The organism is Kluyvera georgiana (assembly GCF_050990895.1).
GTDB lineage: Bacteria > Pseudomonadota > Gammaproteobacteria > Enterobacterales > Enterobacteriaceae > Kluyvera > Kluyvera georgiana.
This window is the reverse complement of sequence record NZ_CP158865.1, coordinates 4,815,657-4,831,603: the sequence shown is the minus strand read 5'-3', so window position 1 is coordinate 4,831,603 and position 15,947 is coordinate 4,815,657. Positions and strand designations below refer to the sequence as shown.

Here is a 15,947-nt window from a genome sequence, read left to right as displayed (position 1 = left end):
CCTCTTAAAGTTCCAGTTCGTGTTGCAGCAGGCTGGCAATCGCGTCGGCTGAGGCGGCGTTAACCAGCGAGTTACGGAATTCTTCATGCATGATGCGGCGAGCCAGGCGCGAGAAGATGCGCATGTGCTGGTCGCCCGCGGCATGTTTGTTGAGGGTCAGCATAATGATGAACTGCGCCTCTTCATCGCCCCATGCCACCGGGGCGGGCAGGCGTGCGACGCTGATGGTCGACTGTTCAATATGCTCAGATTTGCTGTGCGGAATGGCAAAGCTAAAGCCCAGGCCGGTTGAGAAGACCGCTTCGCGCGCCCACAGGTCGGCCTCAAGCTTGCGCGGATAGCGGCAGCGCCCGGCGAGCAGCAGATTATCGGTCATGCCTTTAAGCACCTCTTCTTTACTGCGCCAGTCGTTATCCAGCGAAATACAGCGCGGGGTAATCAGCGGTGCATCCTGCTGGCTCATACGGAACTGTGCCAGCAAATGTTCCACCTCCAGCGAGGTACGGCAGGCCATCGCCTGATTCAGAAGCTGACGACAGGCGCGGCTGTCGAGCTGTGCCAGACGCGCTTTGGTGGCTGGAATTGATGGCGCGCTCATGCTGATTTCATCCAGCCCCAGCCCAACCAGCAGCGGCAGGACGGAGCCTTTCGCCCCCAGCTCACCGCACAGACCAATCCATTTTCCCTGACGATGCACCGCCTGAACGGCGAAGTCCAGGGCGCGCAAGAAGGCCGGATTCAGACTGTTGTAGTGACGGGTTACTCTTGCGTTATCACGGTCGACTGCCAGCAGGTATTGCGTCAGGTCATTGCTGCCGATGCTAAAGAAATCAATCTCTTCGCAGCACTGATCGATGATAAACATGACCGAAGGGACTTCCAGCATGATGCCCAGCGGAATGCGCTCATCAAACGGCACGTGCTCGCTGCGCAGCTGTTGTTTCGCTTCGGCTACTTTTTCTTTTACCCACAGAATCTCTTCCATGGAGGAGATCATCGGAATCATAATTTTCAGGCTGCCGTGAGCCGAGGCGCGCAGAATGGCGCGCAGCTGGGTGATGAACAGCGTGGAATATTCTTCATAAATACGCACCGCGCGGTAGCCAAGGAACGGGTTGTTCTCCGCTGGAATATTCAGGTAATCCACCGGCTTATCACCGCCGATATCCATGGTGCGGATGATAATGCTACGTCCGTTGGCGGACTCCAGCGCCTGACAGAAAATATTGTAGAGCTCGCTCTCGCTCGGCTCGCTGGCGCGGTCCATATACAGCATTTCGGTGCGGAACAGACCAACCGCTTCCGCGCCGTTGCCAAAGGCCGCCTGCGCTTCGACGGAGTGAGCGATGTTGGCCGCCACTTCCAGACGAATGCCGTCGACGCTGCGCGCCTCTTTATTCAGCCACACGCTTTGCTGTTCACGAATAGCGGCCTGAACGCGCGCTTCCTGCTGGTAGTAGCGGGTGATGGCTTCGTCAGGTGCGACAATAACCGCTCCGGCGTTGCCATCGAGATAGACCGTCTGGTTTTGCCACGGCGCCAGCGCGTCAATTTCCACGCCAACAAGGGTTGGAATGTTGAATGAGCGGGCAAGTATTACCGTGTGTGAGGTCGTGCCGCCGCTTTGCAGCAGCAGGCCTTTCAGCTGCGTTTTGTCCAGCTCAAGGAATTGGCTTGGGGTTAGCTCTTCCGCCATGCAGATAGACGGCTGGGTCAGCTGGCCCGGCGCCGGAAAACGCTGTTCGCCATAAATATGCTGTAAAAGCTGGAAGCCGACGTCGCGCACGTCCAGCGCGCGCTCCTGCAGATAGCTGCTGCTGGAACGGGCGAACTCGGCGCAGAAATGGTTGGTGCTGGCGATAATTGCCTGCGCGCAGCTGAGGCCGTGATTGACGCCTTCCAGCAGATGCTGGCGTAGCGAGGTGTCGGTGGCCAGCGAACGGTGTGCTTCAAGGATAGTACTGGCGGTGCTGTCGCTGTCCAGCAGGCGCAGCTCCAGCGTTTTCACCAGGCGAGCCAGGCCGCCGTCCAGCGCGGATTGTTCCTGCTCCGGACTTTGTGCCGCAGGCAGCTCGCCGAGGTTATTGAGATCCAGCGCGGCCAGGCGGGTCAGGACGCCGCCGGCGCTGCCGTTGCACACCGGCTGCGCGCGGAACAGCGTTGGATTCAGGCGAGTCAGCGACGCCGGCAGCAGCTCTTGCTCCACGTGGGTAACTTGCGCCAGTGGCGCATCGCACAGTGGGAATTCGTCTTTCAGCCAGACGGACAGGCAGTCGTGAGCGACGTTTTCATCAGCACCGCTAATGAGCAACCGGCAGTTATCACCCGCCAGCGTGTCGGTACCGATAATCGCCAGCGCGCTTTTGGCGTTGCCCTTACGGTCGGTGCGCAGGTTATGCCATTCAATGTCGCAGCAAAAGGTATTGCACAGCGTTTCGACATGGCTGGCCGGACGGGCGTGCACGCCGTTCGGCAATTCACAGATAAATTCAACAACCAAGGCCATAACCTTCTCTCCCAAATCAGTCGATATGGGTAACAGAATAGGGGGCATGTTATCGGCGCGGCTATCTGACATTTATGTCAAAAACTGGACAAATGTATTGTCCGCTGGAAAATGCGAGCCATCTCACAGGTTGCCAGTAGTGCGTATAAAGAGGGGAGTGGCGTTAACTTTTGAGGTCGCTCGCATTTTTCTTCTGATATTACAAAAATCCAGTAAATGCACTTTTTATCCACTGTCTGTCCCGTCGCCAATTGCCTATTGTTTGCCACAACACCTTAATGGACATGGGCCGAAGAAGCCCAGGAGCGACTGATGAAAGAATTGGTGCACATACTCAAAAACACCCGTCAGCACTTAATGACTGGCGTGTCGCACATGATCCCGTTTGTGGTTGCGGGCGGTATTTTGCTGGCGGTATCGGTCATGCTGTACGGCAAGGGGGCCGTACCGGATGCAGCCTCCGATCCTAATCTGAAAAAGCTGTTTGATATTGGCGTGGCGGGCCTGACGCTTATGGTGCCATTCCTGGCGGCCTATATCGGCTACTCCATCGCCGAGCGCTCCGCGCTGGCGCCTTGCGCCATCGGCGCATGGGTGGGCAACAGTTTTGGCGCGGGCTTCTTCGGCGCGCTGATCGCCGGGATTATCGGCGGAATCGTCGTCTACTATCTGAAAAAAATCCCGGTGCACAAAGTATTGCGCTCGGTGATGCCAATCTTCGTGATTCCTATCGTCGGCACATTCATAACCGCAGGCGTGATGATGTGGGGGCTGGGTGAACCCGTCGGCCTGCTGACAACCAGCCTGACCCACTGGCTGCAAGGGATGCAGCAGGGCAGTATCGTGGTGCTGGCGGTCATCATGGGGCTGATGCTGGCGTTCGATATGGGCGGCCCGGTGAACAAAGTGGCCTACGCCTTCATGCTGATTTGTGTTTCGCAGGGGGTTTATACCGTAGTGGCGATTGCTGCCGTCGGCATCTGCGTTCCGCCGCTGGGGCTGGGGCTGGCAACGCTGATTAATCGTAAGAATTTCAATAATGAAGAGCGCGAAGCCGGGAAAGCGGCGCTCGTCATGGGCTGTGTGGGTGTCACCGAAGGGGCGATTCCATTCGCTGCCGCCGACCCGCTACGCGTGATTCCATCCATCATGCTGGGTTCCGTTTGCGGCGCGGTGACCGCTGCGCTGATGGGGGCACAGTGTTACGCCGGATGGGGCGGTCTGATTGTCCTGCCGGTGGTAGAAGGCAAACTGGGCTATTTGCTGGCGATTGTGGTGGGGGCAGTGGTGACCGCCGTTAGCGTTAACCTGCTGAAAAGCCTGGCGCGTAAGAACAAGAAGGCGGTTGTCGAAAAAGAAGATGACCTGGATTTAGATTTTGAAATTAACTAATTGAGAAGGTAGAGATTATGACCAATATTATTGCGGTAACGGCCTGTCCTTCCGGCGTAGCACACACCTATATGGCTGCGGAAGCGCTGGAGAGCGCGGCAAAATCCAGGGGCTGGAACGTGAAGGTAGAAACGCAGGGGTCGATTGGTCAGGAAAACGCGCTGACGGCAAGCGACGTCGAGGCGGCGGATATGGTCATTCTGACCAAGGATATCGGCATCAAATTTGAAGAGCGCTTCACCGGGAAAACGATAGTACGCGTCAATATTAGCGATGCAGTAAAACGCGCCGACGCTATCATGAATAAAATCGAGGCACACTTAGCGCAGAGCGCATAAGCATTATCTCGATATTATAGGTACTTACAGACTGGCGGGCGCGAAAGAGTATTTGCGCCCGCCAGCGTTTGTTTTCTGCAAGGAGGGGACGATGACGGCAACGGGCGGACGAATGTTAGTGGCGGTCACCGCCTGCGTAAGCGGCGTGGCTCATACCTATATGGCGGCTGAACGTCTGGAGAAGCTCTGTCAGCAGGAAAAATGGACCATCAAAATTGAAACCCAGGGTGCGTTGGGCATTGAGAATGCGCTTACGGAAGAGGACATTCGCCGCGCTGACGCGGTGCTGCTGATTACCGATATAGAGCTCAATGGGAGCGAACGCTTTATCCAAAGTCGCTACGTACAGTCGGGTATCAGCGCCTTCTTACGCGAGCCGCAGAAGGTGATGAGCGCGGTGCGTAAGCTGCTTTCCGCGCCTCAGCACACGCATATTATTCTGTCGTAGTCAGCTGGCTGTGATACTGGCGACGGTACTCTGACGGCGAACGCGCCGTGTTTTTGCGAAACAGACGGCAGAAGTAGTTGCTGTCGACGAACCCACAGGCGTGGGCAATCTCTTTTACCTTCAGATCATACCCCTTCAACAGCCGTCTGGCGTGCTCCAGGCGGGTGTGATTGAGGTATTCATTAAAGCCCATAATGCCGCTTTTCTGGAACAGGTGTGACAGGTAGTTCGGCGAAATATAGAACGCCTGTGCTACCGATTCGCGGGTCAGCGGTTCGGCGAAGTGGCTATCGATATATTCACGAATGGCGTCGAACAGTGCCTGGCTGCGCGAGGCGGTCTGAATTTGGCTGCTGAGCAGGTCGGCGCAGTGGCTGATGAGGCTGGTGGCAATCAGCCGCGCGGTTTGCTGCTCCTGCGGCTGCATTTGAATTTCGTTCATGGTTTGCAGCAGGAAGGAACCGACGCGTGGCCCGCGACGGGCAACATGCTGTTTCGCCAGGTTGCTCAGGCGGTAGCCATCCCACTGCTGGACGCTAAACCCCAACTGCTGTTTGCCGAACAGAATGCTCAGCGTGGTGGCGGGTTCCAGCCAGTGCGGAAAATTCCAGCCGCCAGCGGGAACGTACAGCGCATCAAGGGCCTGCATGGGCGTATCATCGCCCAGTCCGGCGTCGGCGAGCTGCCCTTCCAGCACAATTTCGAGGCGCGGAAAGTCGACCTGAAAAGCCATATCGGGAACGGGCGTATGATTGCCGGCAAAACCGATTTTCTGCAGCGGGGTGGTGCCGGAGGCAAGGCGGGAAAGCAGCGGGTTGATGTCGAAAAACATGGGGCTCCCTGTCGTGATGAACAACAAAGAAACCTTAACTGAGGGTATGAAAAAAGGCCACAAAGAATGTGGCCTTTTGGGATGTCAGCGTACCGATGAATTAACCGGTGTTACGCATACCCGCTGCGACGCCTGCGATGGTGACCATCAGCGCCTGCTCGACGTTGGGATCCGGCTCCAGGCCTTCCTCTTCCGCTTTACGTGAACGGTGCAGCAGTTCGGCCTGCAGAACGTTCAGCGGGTCGGTGTAGATGTTACGCAGCTGGATAGACTCGGCAATCCACGGTAGATCGGCCATCAGGTGCGCATCGTTGGCGATATCCAGCACCACTTTGATGTCGGCCTCCAGCAGCTCGCGCAGCTCGGTACCCAGCCCCCACAGTTCCTGTTTCACCAGACGCTGATCGTAATATTCCGCCAGCCACAGATCGGCCTTCGAGTAGACCATCTCCAGCATCCCCAGACGGGTAGAGAAGAATGGCCAGTCGCGACACATAGTTTCCAGCTTGCTCTGTTTGCCATCTTCCACCACTTTTTGCAGCGCGGCACCGGCACCCAGCCAGGCTGGCAGCATCAGGCGGTTCTGTGTCCAGGCGAAGATCCACGGGATGGCGCGCAGAGACTCGACGCCGCCGGTTGGGCGACGTTTTGCCGGACGTGAACCCAGCGGCAGTTTACCCAACTCTTGTTCCGGCGTGGCGGAGCGGAAATAAGGCACGAAATCTTTGTTTTCACGCACGTAGCCGCGGTACATCTCGCAAGAGATGTCGGACAGCTCGTCCATGATGCCGCGCCACTCTTCTTTCGGCTCCGGCGGTGGCAGCAGGTTCGCTTCCAGAATGGCGCTGGTGTACAGCGACAGGCTGCTGACGGTGACTTCCGGCAGACCGTATTTGAAGCGGATCATCTCGCCCTGTTCGGTGACACGCAGGCCGCCCTTCAGGCTTCCCGGAGGCTGAGAGAGCAGCGCCGCGTGCGCCGGCGCGCCGCCGCGACCAATAGAACCACCGCGACCATGGAACAGCGTCAGTTCAATACCGGCTTTTTCACAGGTTTTGATCAACGCATCCTGCGCCTGGTACTGCGCCCAGGATGCAGCCATAACGCCCGCATCTTTCGCGGAGTCGGAATAGCCGATCATGACCATCTGCTTGCCCTGAATAAAGCCGCGATACCAGTCAATGCTGAGCAACTGGGTCATCACGTCGTCGGCGTTGTTCAGGTCGTCCAGGGTTTCGAACAGCGGCGCGACCGGGAGTGCGAAGGTGATGCCCGCTTCTTTCAGCAGCAGGTGAACCGCCAGCACGTCGGACGGCGTTTTGGCCATCGAGATGACGTAAGCGGCAACCGAGCCAATTGGCGCATCGACGATGGCTTTACAGGTATTCAGGACTTCACGGGTGTCGTTGCTTGGCTCCCAGCTACGTGGGAGAAGCGGACGTTTGGAATTCAGTTCGCGGATCAGGAAGGCCTGCTTGTCGGCTTCTGACCAACTTTCGTAGTCGCCGATGCCCAGGTAGCGGGTCAGTTCGCCCAGCGCTTCGGTGTGGCGGGTGCTCTCCTGACGCACGTCAATACGCACCAGCGGTACGCCAAAACATTTCACGCGGCGCAGCGTGTCGAGCAGCTCGCCGTTAGCGATAATGCCCATACCGCAGGCCTGCAGTGATTTATAGCAGGCGTACAGCGGTTCCCACAGCTGCTCGTTCTGGCTAATCAGACCGGCCGGTTTCGGCAGGCGCTGGCCTTTCAGGCGCGCTTCCAGCCAGGCCTGAGTGGCCATCAGCTGGCTGCGCAGGGTTTTCATCAGGTAGCGGTACGGCTCGGTCGCGCCCTCTTCGCCAACCCGCTCGCGAAGTTCGTCGGTGCATTCCACCATCGACAGCTCGGAAATCAGTACCTGAATATCTTTCAGGAACAGATCGGTCGCTTTCCAGCGGCTGAGCAGCAGCACGTGGCGGGTGATTTCCGCGGTGACGTTCGGGTTGCCGTCACGGTCGCCGCCCATCCAGGAGGTGAAGCGTACCGGCACGAAATCGACCGGCAGCTGGTAGCCCAGGTTCTCTTCCAGCTGTTCGTTCAGCTCACGCAGGTAGTTCGGTACGCCCTCCCACAGGCTGTTTTCCACAACAGCGAAGCCCCATTTGGCTTCATCCACCGGGCTTGGGCGATGCTTACGAATTTCATCGGTGTGCCATGACTGAGCAATCAGCTGGCGCAGACGGCGCATTACCTGGTTGCGTTCGTAGTCGGCAATGTCGTTATTATCGAGCTGTTTCAGACAGTTGTTGATTTCGCCCATTTTATGAATCAGCGTACGACGCGTGATTTCAGTCGGGTGTGCGGTGAGTACCAGCTCCAGCGACAGGGATTCAACGGCTTTTTTAATTGTGGTTTCGTCGAGATTGGGTTGGTCTTTGAGTTTACGCAGGGTACGGGCAATCACTTCCGGGTTGCTTGCCGCTTCGCCTTTTGGCGAAATGCTGTGGTACTGCTCGGCGGTATTGGCCAGGTTCAGGAACTGGCTAAACGCGCGGGCAACCGGCAGCAGTTCATCGTTGGACAGGTTCTGCAGCGTGGTGAGCAGCTCCTGACGATTGGCTTCGTTGCCCGCACGTGAAGATTTGGACAACTTACGGATCGTTTCTACACGGTCAAGAATGTTCTCACCAAGCGCATCCTTGATGGTATCGCCTAGCACTTTACCGAGCATACTGACATTACTACGCAACGCGGAATATTGTTCGTTCATTAACCCAGACACCCCATCTCATTTTATTTTGTTATATCCCAGCCTTTGGAACGAAAGGGCGGGATAAAGACACCTCTTTTATAAAGCCACGTAAAAACCCGTACGTCAATTGCTGCGAAATCGCTTCAGCAAACGAATAAATCGCGGCAATTGACGAAAGTTAATTCGCATCGTGCCAGATAAGAAATGCTTATGAAAATGTGAAGAAGATCGCGGGAAAACGGAGGTGGGGATATGCCGGATGGCGCTGCGCTTATCCGGCCTACAGGTGGAGGTATGCCCGGTAAGCGTAGCGCCACCGGGCAGAACACATTAATGCCAGCAGAAGTGATGCACGACCTGGGTAATTAATTCGCGCGTCGGCTTAATAAAGCGCGTTTCCAGGTATTCGTCCGGCTGGTGTGCCTGGTTAATCGAGCCTGGGCCCAGGACGATGGTCGGGCACAGAGTCTGGATAAACGGCGCTTCGGTGCAGTAGTTCACCACTTCGGTCTTGGTGCCGAGCAGTTTTTCCAGCACTTCAACCAGCTGATGATCTGGCGGGCATTCATAGCCCGGAATCGGTGCGTGCAGCTCGCTGACCGTCAGGCGGCCCGGCCATTGCGCGCTGACCGGCTCCAGTGCTTCATCCAGCAGACCGTTGAGGTCGCTCAGCGTCATGCCCGGCAGCGGGCGGATATCCATATGCAGCTCACAGCAGGCGCAGATACGGTTGGAAGCATCGCCGCCGTGCAGGCTACCGAGGTTGAGCGTTGGATACGGTACGGTAAACGCTTCGTAGTGGTAGCGCTCTTTCAGCGAGTCGCGCAGTTGCATCACGCGGCCAATGGCGTCGTGCATGATTTCAATGGCGTTCACGCCGCGCGCCGGGTCGCTGGAGTGGCCGGACTGGCCCATCACGCGGATAGCGTTCGACATATGACCTTTGTGCGCGCGCACCGGCTGCAATGAGGTGGGCTCACCGATGATAGCGCAGTCCGGGCGTAGCTCGGTCGATTCGGAAAAATAGCGCGCCCCCGCCATGCTGGTTTCTTCATCTGCCGTTGCCAGAATGTAGAGCGGCTTTTTCAGCTGCGTCACGTCAACATCACGCAACGCATCAAGAATAAAGGCGAAGAAGCCTTTCATATCGGCAGTGCCCAGACCGTAGAGCTTGTTATCGTGCTCGGTCAGGGTGAACGGATCGCGGGTCCAGCGGCCGTCGTCAAACGGTACGGTATCGGTATGACCGGCAAGCAGCAGGCCGCCTGCGCCGTGTCCGGTACTGGCCAGCAGGTTGAATTTATTGCGCGTGCCGGGAACCGGCTGCACCTCAACATTGAAGCCGAGAGAGGCGAACCAATCGGCCAGCAGAGTGATTAAAGACGCATTGCTCTGATCGAGTGCTTCTTCGGTTGCGCTGATGGACGGTGTGGCGATCAACGCACGGTAAATCTCGATAAATGGTGGTAAATTGTTTTTCATTGTTGACACACCTCGGGTCGTGATAGTATCAATATTCATGCAGTATTTGTGAATAAAAATACATTATCATTAGGCGTAAGAAAACCCACCAACGGTAGGGTGAAGTGACGACGCTTAATCAGGCAAACAGACATAAGAAGGTAAACGGCCCCGATGTTGAATACGCTGATTGTGGGCGCGAGCGGTTACGCTGGCGCTGAGCTTGTGACCTATGTGAATCGCCATCCTCATATGAACATAACCGCTTTGACGGTCTCAGCGCAAAGCAATGATGCGGGAAAGTTAATCTCCGATTTGCATCCACAGCTAAAAGGGATTGTTGATCTCCCTTTGCAGCCGATGTCCGACATCAGTGAATTCAGCGCCGGCGTTGATGTGGTGTTCCTTGCCACCGCTCATGAAGTCAGCCACGACCTTGCGCCGCAGTTCCTCGCGGCGGGCTGCGTGGTGTTCGACCTTTCCGGCGCGTTCCGCGTGAACGACGGCGCCTTCTATGAAAAATACTACGGGTTTACCCATCAGCACCCTGAGCTGCTGGCTCAGGCAGTGTATGGCCTGGCTGAATGGAGCGCCGAAGCGCTGAAAGAAGCGCAACTGATTGCCGTGCCTGGCTGTTATCCCACGGCGGCACAGCTTTCTTTAAAACCGCTGATTGATGGCGATCTGCTGGATCTCAATCAGTGGCCGGTGATCAATGCGACCAGCGGCGTGAGCGGCGCGGGACGTAAGGCGGCGATCTCTAACAGCTTCTGTGAAGTGAGCTTGCAGCCTTACGGCGTGTTTACCCACCGCCATCAGCCGGAAATCGCCAGTCATCTTGGCGCAGAGGTCATTTTCACTCCGCATCTGGGCAACTTCCCGCGCGGGATTCTGGAAACCATCACCTGCCGCCTGAAGCCGGGCGTGACGCATGCGCAGGTGGCGGAAGCCTTACAGCAGGCCTACGGCGATAAGCCGATGGTGCGTTTATACGACAAGGGCGTTCCGGCGTTGAAAAACGTGGTTGGCCTGCCGTTCTGCGATATCGGTTTTGCCGTTCAGGGAGAACACCTGATCGTGGTGGCGACCGAAGATAACCTATTGAAAGGCGCAGCCGCACAGGCCGTGCAGTGCGCCAATATCCGTTTCGGCTTCGCTGAGACGCAGTCTCTTATCTAAGGTGTGATGACGATGAATCCATTAATTATCAAACTGGGCGGCGTGTTGCTGGATAGCGAAGAAGCGCTGGAGCGTCTGTTTACCGCGCTGGTCAACTACCGCGAGTCGCATCAACGCCCGCTGGTGATTGTCCACGGTGGCGGCTGCGTGGTGGATGAGCTGATGAAGCAGCTCAATTTGCCGGTGAAAAAGAAAAATGGCCTGCGCGTGACGCCTGCCGATCAGATCGACATTATCACCGGCGCGCTGGCGGGCACAGCCAACAAAACGCTGCTGGCCTGGGCGAAGAAACATGATATCGCCTCTGTGGGTCTGTTCCTCGGCGATGGTGACAGCGTGCAGGTCACTAAACTGGATGAAGAATTGGGTCACGTCGGTCTGGCGCAGCCCGGTTCGCCTAAACTGATTAATCTGCTGCTGGAAGGCGGCTTCCTGCCTGTGGTGAGCTCAATCGGGGTCACCGCCGAAGGACAACTGATGAACGTTAACGCGGACCAGGCGGCAACCGCGCTGGCGGCAACGCTGGGGGCGGATCTGATTCTGCTCTCCGACGTAAGCGGTATTCTCGATGGCAAAGGTCAGCGCATTGCGGAAATGACCGCGGCGAAGGCAGAGCAGTTGATCGAGCAGGGGATTATTACCGACGGTATGATTGTGAAGGTGAACGCGGCGCTTGATGCGGCGCGTACGCTTGGTCGCCCGGTCGATATCGCCTCATGGCGCCACGCGGAGCAGCTGCCGGCGCTGTTTAACGGCACGCCGATTGGCACGCGTATTCTGGCTTAAGTATTTGTATGCCCGAAGGCCGCTGCGCCTTATCGGGCCTACGTGAACAGAACCTGTAGACCGGATAAGCGCAGCGCCATCCGGCAGTGAAATTAAAAGAATTTAAGGAAGCATGTTATGGCACTTTGGGGTGGGCGTTTTACTCAGGCAGCAGATCAGCGGTTCAAACAGTTCAACGACTCTTTACGCTTTGATTATCGCCTGGCGGAGCAGGATATCGTTGGCTCTGTAGCCTGGTCCAAAGCGCTGGTAACGGTTGGCGTACTGACGGCGGAAGAGCAATCTCAACTGGAAGCGGCGCTGAGCGTGCTGCTGGAAGAAGTTCGCGCTAATCCGCAGCAGATCCTGGAAAGCGACGCCGAAGACATCCATAGCTGGGTGGAAGGTAAGCTGATCGATAAGGTCGGCCAACTGGGTAAAAAGCTGCATACCGGGCGTAGCCGTAACGACCAGGTGGCTACCGACCTCAAGCTGTGGTGCAAAGACACCGTGGCGGAGCTGCTGGACGCGAATCGTCAGCTGCAAAACGCGCTGGTGGAAACCGCGCAGGTGAACCAGGACGCGGTGATGCCGGGCTACACCCACCTGCAACGCGCGCAGCCGGTCACTTTTGCTCACTGGTGCCTGGCCTACGTTGAGATGCTGGCGCGTGACGAAAGCCGTCTGCAGGATACCCTCAAGCGTCTGGACGTCAGCCCGCTGGGCTGCGGCGCGCTGGCGGGTACCGCTTATGAAATTGACCGTGAACAGCTGGCGGGCTGGCTGGGCTTCGCGTCCGCGACCCGCAACAGTCTGGACAGCGTGTCTGACCGTGACCACGTGCTGGAGCTGCTGTCTAACGCTTCCATCGGTATGGTGCACCTGTCGCGTTTCGCGGAAGACCTGATCTTCTTTAATACCGGTGAAGCGGGCTTCGTTGAGCTGTCCGACCGCGTGACGTCAGGCTCTTCCCTGATGCCGCAGAAGAAAAACCCGGATGCGCTGGAGCTGATCCGCGGTAAATGCGGCCGTGTGCAGGGCGCGTTGACCGGTATGATGATGACCCTCAAAGGTCTGCCGTTGGCTTACAACAAAGACATGCAGGAAGATAAAGAAGGCGTATTCGACGCGCTGGATACCTGGCTGGACTGTCTGCATATGGCGGCGCTGGTGCTGGACGGTATCCAGGTGAAACGCCCACGTTGCCAGGAGGCGGCACAGCAGGGTTATGCCAATGCTACCGAACTGGCGGATTATCTGGTTGCTAAAGGCGTGCCGTTCCGTGAAGCGCACCATATCGTGGGTGAAGCGGTGGTGGAAGCCATTGCCCAGGGCAAGCCGCTGGAAGATCTGCCGCTGGCCGATCTGCAGAAATTCAGCGCGGTGATTGGCGATGACGTTTACCCGATTCTGTCCCTGCAATCGTGCCTCGATAAGCGTGCGGCAAAAGGCGGCGTTTCGCCGAAGCAGGTGGCGCAGGCGATTAGCGACGCGAAGGCGCGCCTGAGCTAGCGCTTAATTGCCGGATGGCGGCGTAAACGCCTTATCCGGCCTACGTAGCCTGTAGGCCTGATAAGCGAAGCGCCATCAGGCAACATCGAGGCACATTGTTGGATACAGCCCGGCCGAGCGCAGCGACGCCGGGTTTTTTATGCGCAAAAAAAAGCGGGCCACGGGGCCCGCAAACGTTCATGTTGGCTTTAGTTAGTCGAGTTTTGAGAGAAACTCAGAAATCCACGCGGCGACTTCAAAGGGTTAAACAAGGAACCGCGCTGTTTCTGTGGTCTATTATTAAACAGAATCCTTGATAGGGATAATCATTCATTGCTATTCTATCTATCGCCATGAACTATCGTGGCGATGGAGGATGAATAATGAATATTCGCGATCTTGAATACCTGGTGGCATTAGCTGAACACCGGCATTTCCGCCGGGCGGCAGATTCCTGCCACGTCAGCCAGCCAACCCTGAGCGGGCAGATTCGTAAACTGGAAGATGAACTGGGCGTTATGCTGCTGGAACGCACCAGCCGTAAGGTGCTGTTTACCCAGGCCGGGCTGCTGCTGGTGGACCAGGCGCGTACCGTGCTACGCGAGGTCAAAGTGCTGAAGGAGATGGCTAGCCAGCAGGGGGAGACGATGTCCGGCCCGTTGCATATCGGCCTGATCCCGACCGTTGGCCCGTACCTGCTGCCCCACATTATCCCAATGCTGCACCAGACGTTCCCGAAGCTGGAAATGTACCTGCACGAAGCGCAGACCCATCAGCTGCTGGCGCAGCTGGATAGCGGTAAGCTGGACTGCGCCATTCTGGCATTGGTGAAAGAGAGCGAAGCCTTTATTGAGGTGCCGCTGTTTGATGAACCAATGATGCTGGCTATCTATGAAGATCACCCATGGGCCGAGCGCGATCGCGTGCCGATGTCGGATCTGGCCGGCGAGAAACTGCTGATGCTGGAAGACGGTCACTGCCTGCGCGATCAGGCGATGGGCTTCTGTTTTGAAGCCGGTGCGGATGAAGATACCCACTTCCGCGCAACCAGTCTGGAAACGCTGCGTAATATGGTAGCGGCGGGCAGCGGCATTACCTTACTGCCCGCGCTGGCCGTGCCGCAGGATCGTAAACGTGATGGTGTCGTTTACCTGCCATGCATTAAGCCGGAGCCGCGCCGCACCGTTGGGCTGGTCTATCGACCTGGATCGCCGCTGCGCAGCCGCTATGAGCAGCTGGCAGAGACCGTCCGCGAGAGCATGGACGGTCATTTCGATAAGACGTTAAAACAGGCGATTTAAGCCGTTTAGCGCCGCTACCCGATAGGCTTCTGCCATCGTCGGGTAGTTGAAGGTGGTGTTAACGAAGTACTCAATGGTGTTACCGCCGCCTTTCTGCTCCATGATCGCCTGGCCGATATGAATAATTTCGGCTGCGCGTTCGCCAAAGCAGTGAATGCCGAGGATCTCTTTCGTCTCCCGATGGAACAGGATCTTCAGGCTTCCCACGCTCATTCCGACGATCTGCGCTCGCGCCAGGTGTTTAAACTGGGCACGTCCGACTTCGTACGGCACCTTCATGGCGGTGAGCTGCTGTTCAGTTTTGCCCACGGAGCTGATTTCCGGAATGGTGTAGATGCCGGTCGGAATATCTTCAATCAGATGTGCGGTGGCTTCACCTTTCATCAGCGCCTGAGCAGCAATACGGCCCTGATCGTAAGCAGCAGAGGCCAGGCTCGGATAACCGATCACGTCGCCGACGGCATAAACGTGCGGCAGCGCGGTCTGGTACATGCTGTTCACTTTCAGCTGGCCGCGGCCATCGGCCTGCAGGCCAATATTTTCCAGCGACAGCGAGTCAGTGTTACCCGTACGGCCATTGGCGAACAGCAGGCAGTCTGCCTTCAGCTTCTTGCCGGACTTCAGGTGCATGATCACGCCATCGTCCACGCCTTCAATCTTCTCGTACTCTTCGTTGTGGCGAATGACCACGCCGCTGTTCCAGAAGTGATAAGAAAGCGAGTCTGACATCTCCTGGTCGAGGAAAGCCAGCAGTCGGTCGCGGGTGTTGATTAAGTCAACTTTCACGTCCATACCACGGAAGATAGACGCGTATTCGCAGCCAATAACCCCGGCGCCGTAGATAATGACGTGGCGAGGTTCGTGGTGCAGACTCAGAATCGAATCGCTGTCGTAAATACGTGGGTGGGTGAAATCAACGTCGGCTGGACGATATGGGCGTGAACCGCAGGCGATCACGAATTTGTCGGCGGTGAGCGTTTCAACGGAACCGTCCGGGCATTCCAGCGCGATGGTGTGTTCATCGACGAAACGGGCGTCTCCCTGCAGCATTTCACAGTGATTGCGCTCATAAAAACCCTGACGCATGCGAGTTTGCTGATTGATAACGCTATCGGCATGATTCAGGATGTCGGCAAAAGAAGAGCGGAGAAGTCGGCTGTGGTCGCTGTAGAGAGGGTTCTGGTTGAATTCGATAATACGGCTGACGGCATGGCGAAGAGCTTTGGACGGGATGGTACCCCAGTGGGTACAGCCGCCGCCGACATTATGATAACGCTCAATAACGGCGACACGGGCTCCTTGCTTCACCAGACCCATAGCAGCGCCTTCGCCGCCGGGGCCGGAACCAATTACTATTGCATCATAATCGTAGGAATGTGGCATGGTAGGGCTTACCTGTTCTTATACATAAAAGCAACAGAATCATAACATCATCGAAGGTATAACCCAATTATCGTTGGGCTTTTTTCATACGAAATAGCATAAATAGCATGTAAACAA

Annotated in this window: 12 protein-coding genes; 7 read left to right on the top strand and 5 right to left on the bottom strand. The window is 56.8% G+C overall.

Features of this window, described 5'->3' with window-relative positions:
- Nucleotides 1–4 precede the first annotated feature (4 nt).
- Nucleotides 5–2,506, bottom strand: coding sequence for a phosphoenolpyruvate--protein phosphotransferase (ptsP, locus tag ABTW00_RS22840; protein ID WP_433637796.1), 2,502 nt, complete (start codon nt 2,504–2,506; stop codon nt 5–7).
- Between the two features lie 312 nt (nt 2,507–2,818).
- Here ptsP and ABTW00_RS22835 point away from each other — a divergent pair, with 312 nt between their 5' ends.
- The 3 genes from ABTW00_RS22835 to ABTW00_RS22825 all read left to right on the top strand — a co-directional run bounded on the left by ABTW00_RS22835 (nt 2,819) and on the right by ABTW00_RS22825 (nt 4,684).
- Complete coding sequence (locus tag ABTW00_RS22835) at nt 2,819–3,898, top strand: PTS fructose transporter subunit EIIC (protein WP_271447431.1); 1,080 nt, start codon at nt 2,819–2,821, stop codon at nt 3,896–3,898.
- 17 nt (nt 3,899–3,915) lie between these two features.
- On the top strand, nt 3,916–4,236 hold the full coding sequence (locus ABTW00_RS22830; RefSeq protein ID WP_271447430.1) for a PTS fructose-like transporter subunit IIB: 321 nt from the start codon (nt 3,916–3,918) through the stop codon (nt 4,234–4,236).
- A 91-nt stretch (nt 4,237–4,327) separates the two neighbouring features.
- Nucleotides 4,328–4,684, top strand: coding sequence for a PTS fructose-like transporter subunit IIB (locus ABTW00_RS22825; RefSeq protein ID WP_433637793.1), 357 nt, complete (start codon nt 4,328–4,330; stop codon nt 4,682–4,684).
- Here the strand turns inward: ABTW00_RS22825 and ABTW00_RS22820 are convergent.
- The 3 genes from ABTW00_RS22820 to argE form a co-directional block, all read right to left on the bottom strand.
- Complete coding sequence (locus ABTW00_RS22820) at nt 4,671–5,516, bottom strand: helix-turn-helix transcriptional regulator (RefSeq protein ID WP_064540321.1); 846 nt, start codon at nt 5,514–5,516, stop codon at nt 4,671–4,673. The two genes, ABTW00_RS22825 and ABTW00_RS22820, sit on opposite strands and share 14 nt — an antisense overlap.
- 100 nt (nt 5,517–5,616) lie before the next feature.
- Nucleotides 5,617–8,268, bottom strand: coding sequence for a phosphoenolpyruvate carboxylase (gene ppc, locus ABTW00_RS22815; protein WP_064540318.1), 2,652 nt, complete (start codon nt 8,266–8,268; stop codon nt 5,617–5,619).
- A 312-nt stretch (nt 8,269–8,580) separates the two neighbouring features.
- The gene (argE, locus tag ABTW00_RS22810) at nt 8,581–9,732 is read right to left on the bottom strand and encodes an acetylornithine deacetylase (RefSeq protein WP_064540316.1); all 1,152 of its coding nucleotides are present in this window, start codon (nt 9,730–9,732) and stop codon (nt 8,581–8,583) included.
- 153 nt (nt 9,733–9,885) lie between these two features.
- On the opposite strand from argE, the gene argC reads away from it, so the two are divergent.
- The 4 genes from argC (at nt 9,886) to oxyR (ending at nt 14,447) form a co-directional block, all read left to right on the top strand.
- Complete coding sequence (gene argC, locus ABTW00_RS22805; RefSeq protein ID WP_065357269.1) at nt 9,886–10,890, top strand: N-acetyl-gamma-glutamyl-phosphate reductase; 1,005 nt, start codon at nt 9,886–9,888, stop codon at nt 10,888–10,890.
- A 12-nt stretch (nt 10,891–10,902) separates the two neighbouring features.
- Entirely contained in the window at nt 10,903–11,676 is a 774-nt protein-coding gene (argB, locus tag ABTW00_RS22800; RefSeq protein ID WP_035896656.1) for an acetylglutamate kinase, read from the top strand.
- Between the two features lie 117 nt (nt 11,677–11,793).
- Complete coding sequence (gene argH, locus ABTW00_RS22795) at nt 11,794–13,167, top strand: argininosuccinate lyase (RefSeq protein ID WP_433637789.1); 1,374 nt, start codon at nt 11,794–11,796, stop codon at nt 13,165–13,167.
- 362 nt (nt 13,168–13,529) lie between these two features.
- On the top strand, nt 13,530–14,447 hold the full coding sequence (gene oxyR, locus ABTW00_RS22790; RefSeq protein WP_065357267.1) for a DNA-binding transcriptional regulator OxyR: 918 nt from the start codon (nt 13,530–13,532) through the stop codon (nt 14,445–14,447).
- Here the strand turns inward: oxyR and sthA are convergent.
- Nucleotides 14,430–15,830 (bottom strand): Si-specific NAD(P)(+) transhydrogenase, encoded by a 1,401-nt coding sequence (gene sthA / locus ABTW00_RS22785; protein ID WP_064540302.1) that lies wholly within the window; start codon nt 15,828–15,830, stop codon nt 14,430–14,432. The genes oxyR and sthA overlap by 18 nt on opposite strands.
- Nucleotides 15,831–15,947: the final 117 nt, after the last annotated feature.

Coding starts and splice junctions, on each gene's coding strand:
- ptsP (WP_433637796.1), bottom strand. CDS start 2,506: ATGGCCTTGGTTGTTGAATTTATCTGTGAATTGCCGAACGGCGTGCAC.
- ABTW00_RS22835 (WP_271447431.1), top strand. CDS start 2,819: ATGAAAGAATTGGTGCACATACTCAAAAACACCCGTCAGCACTTAATG.
- ABTW00_RS22830 (WP_271447430.1), top strand. CDS start 3,916: ATGACCAATATTATTGCGGTAACGGCCTGTCCTTCCGGCGTAGCACAC.
- ABTW00_RS22825 (WP_433637793.1), top strand. CDS start 4,328: ATGACGGCAACGGGCGGACGAATGTTAGTGGCGGTCACCGCCTGCGTA.
- ABTW00_RS22820 (WP_064540321.1), bottom strand. CDS start 5,516: ATGTTTTTCGACATCAACCCGCTGCTTTCCCGCCTTGCCTCCGGCACC.
- ppc (WP_064540318.1), bottom strand. CDS start 8,268: ATGAACGAACAATATTCCGCGTTGCGTAGTAATGTCAGTATGCTCGGT.
- argE (WP_064540316.1), bottom strand. CDS start 9,732: ATGAAAAACAATTTACCACCATTTATCGAGATTTACCGTGCGTTGATC.
- argC (WP_065357269.1), top strand. CDS start 9,886: ATGTTGAATACGCTGATTGTGGGCGCGAGCGGTTACGCTGGCGCTGAG.
- argB (WP_035896656.1), top strand. CDS start 10,903: ATGAATCCATTAATTATCAAACTGGGCGGCGTGTTGCTGGATAGCGAA.
- argH (WP_433637789.1), top strand. CDS start 11,794: ATGGCACTTTGGGGTGGGCGTTTTACTCAGGCAGCAGATCAGCGGTTC.
- oxyR (WP_065357267.1), top strand. CDS start 13,530: ATGAATATTCGCGATCTTGAATACCTGGTGGCATTAGCTGAACACCGG.
- sthA (WP_064540302.1), bottom strand. CDS start 15,830: ATGCCACATTCCTACGATTATGATGCAATAGTAATTGGTTCCGGCCCC.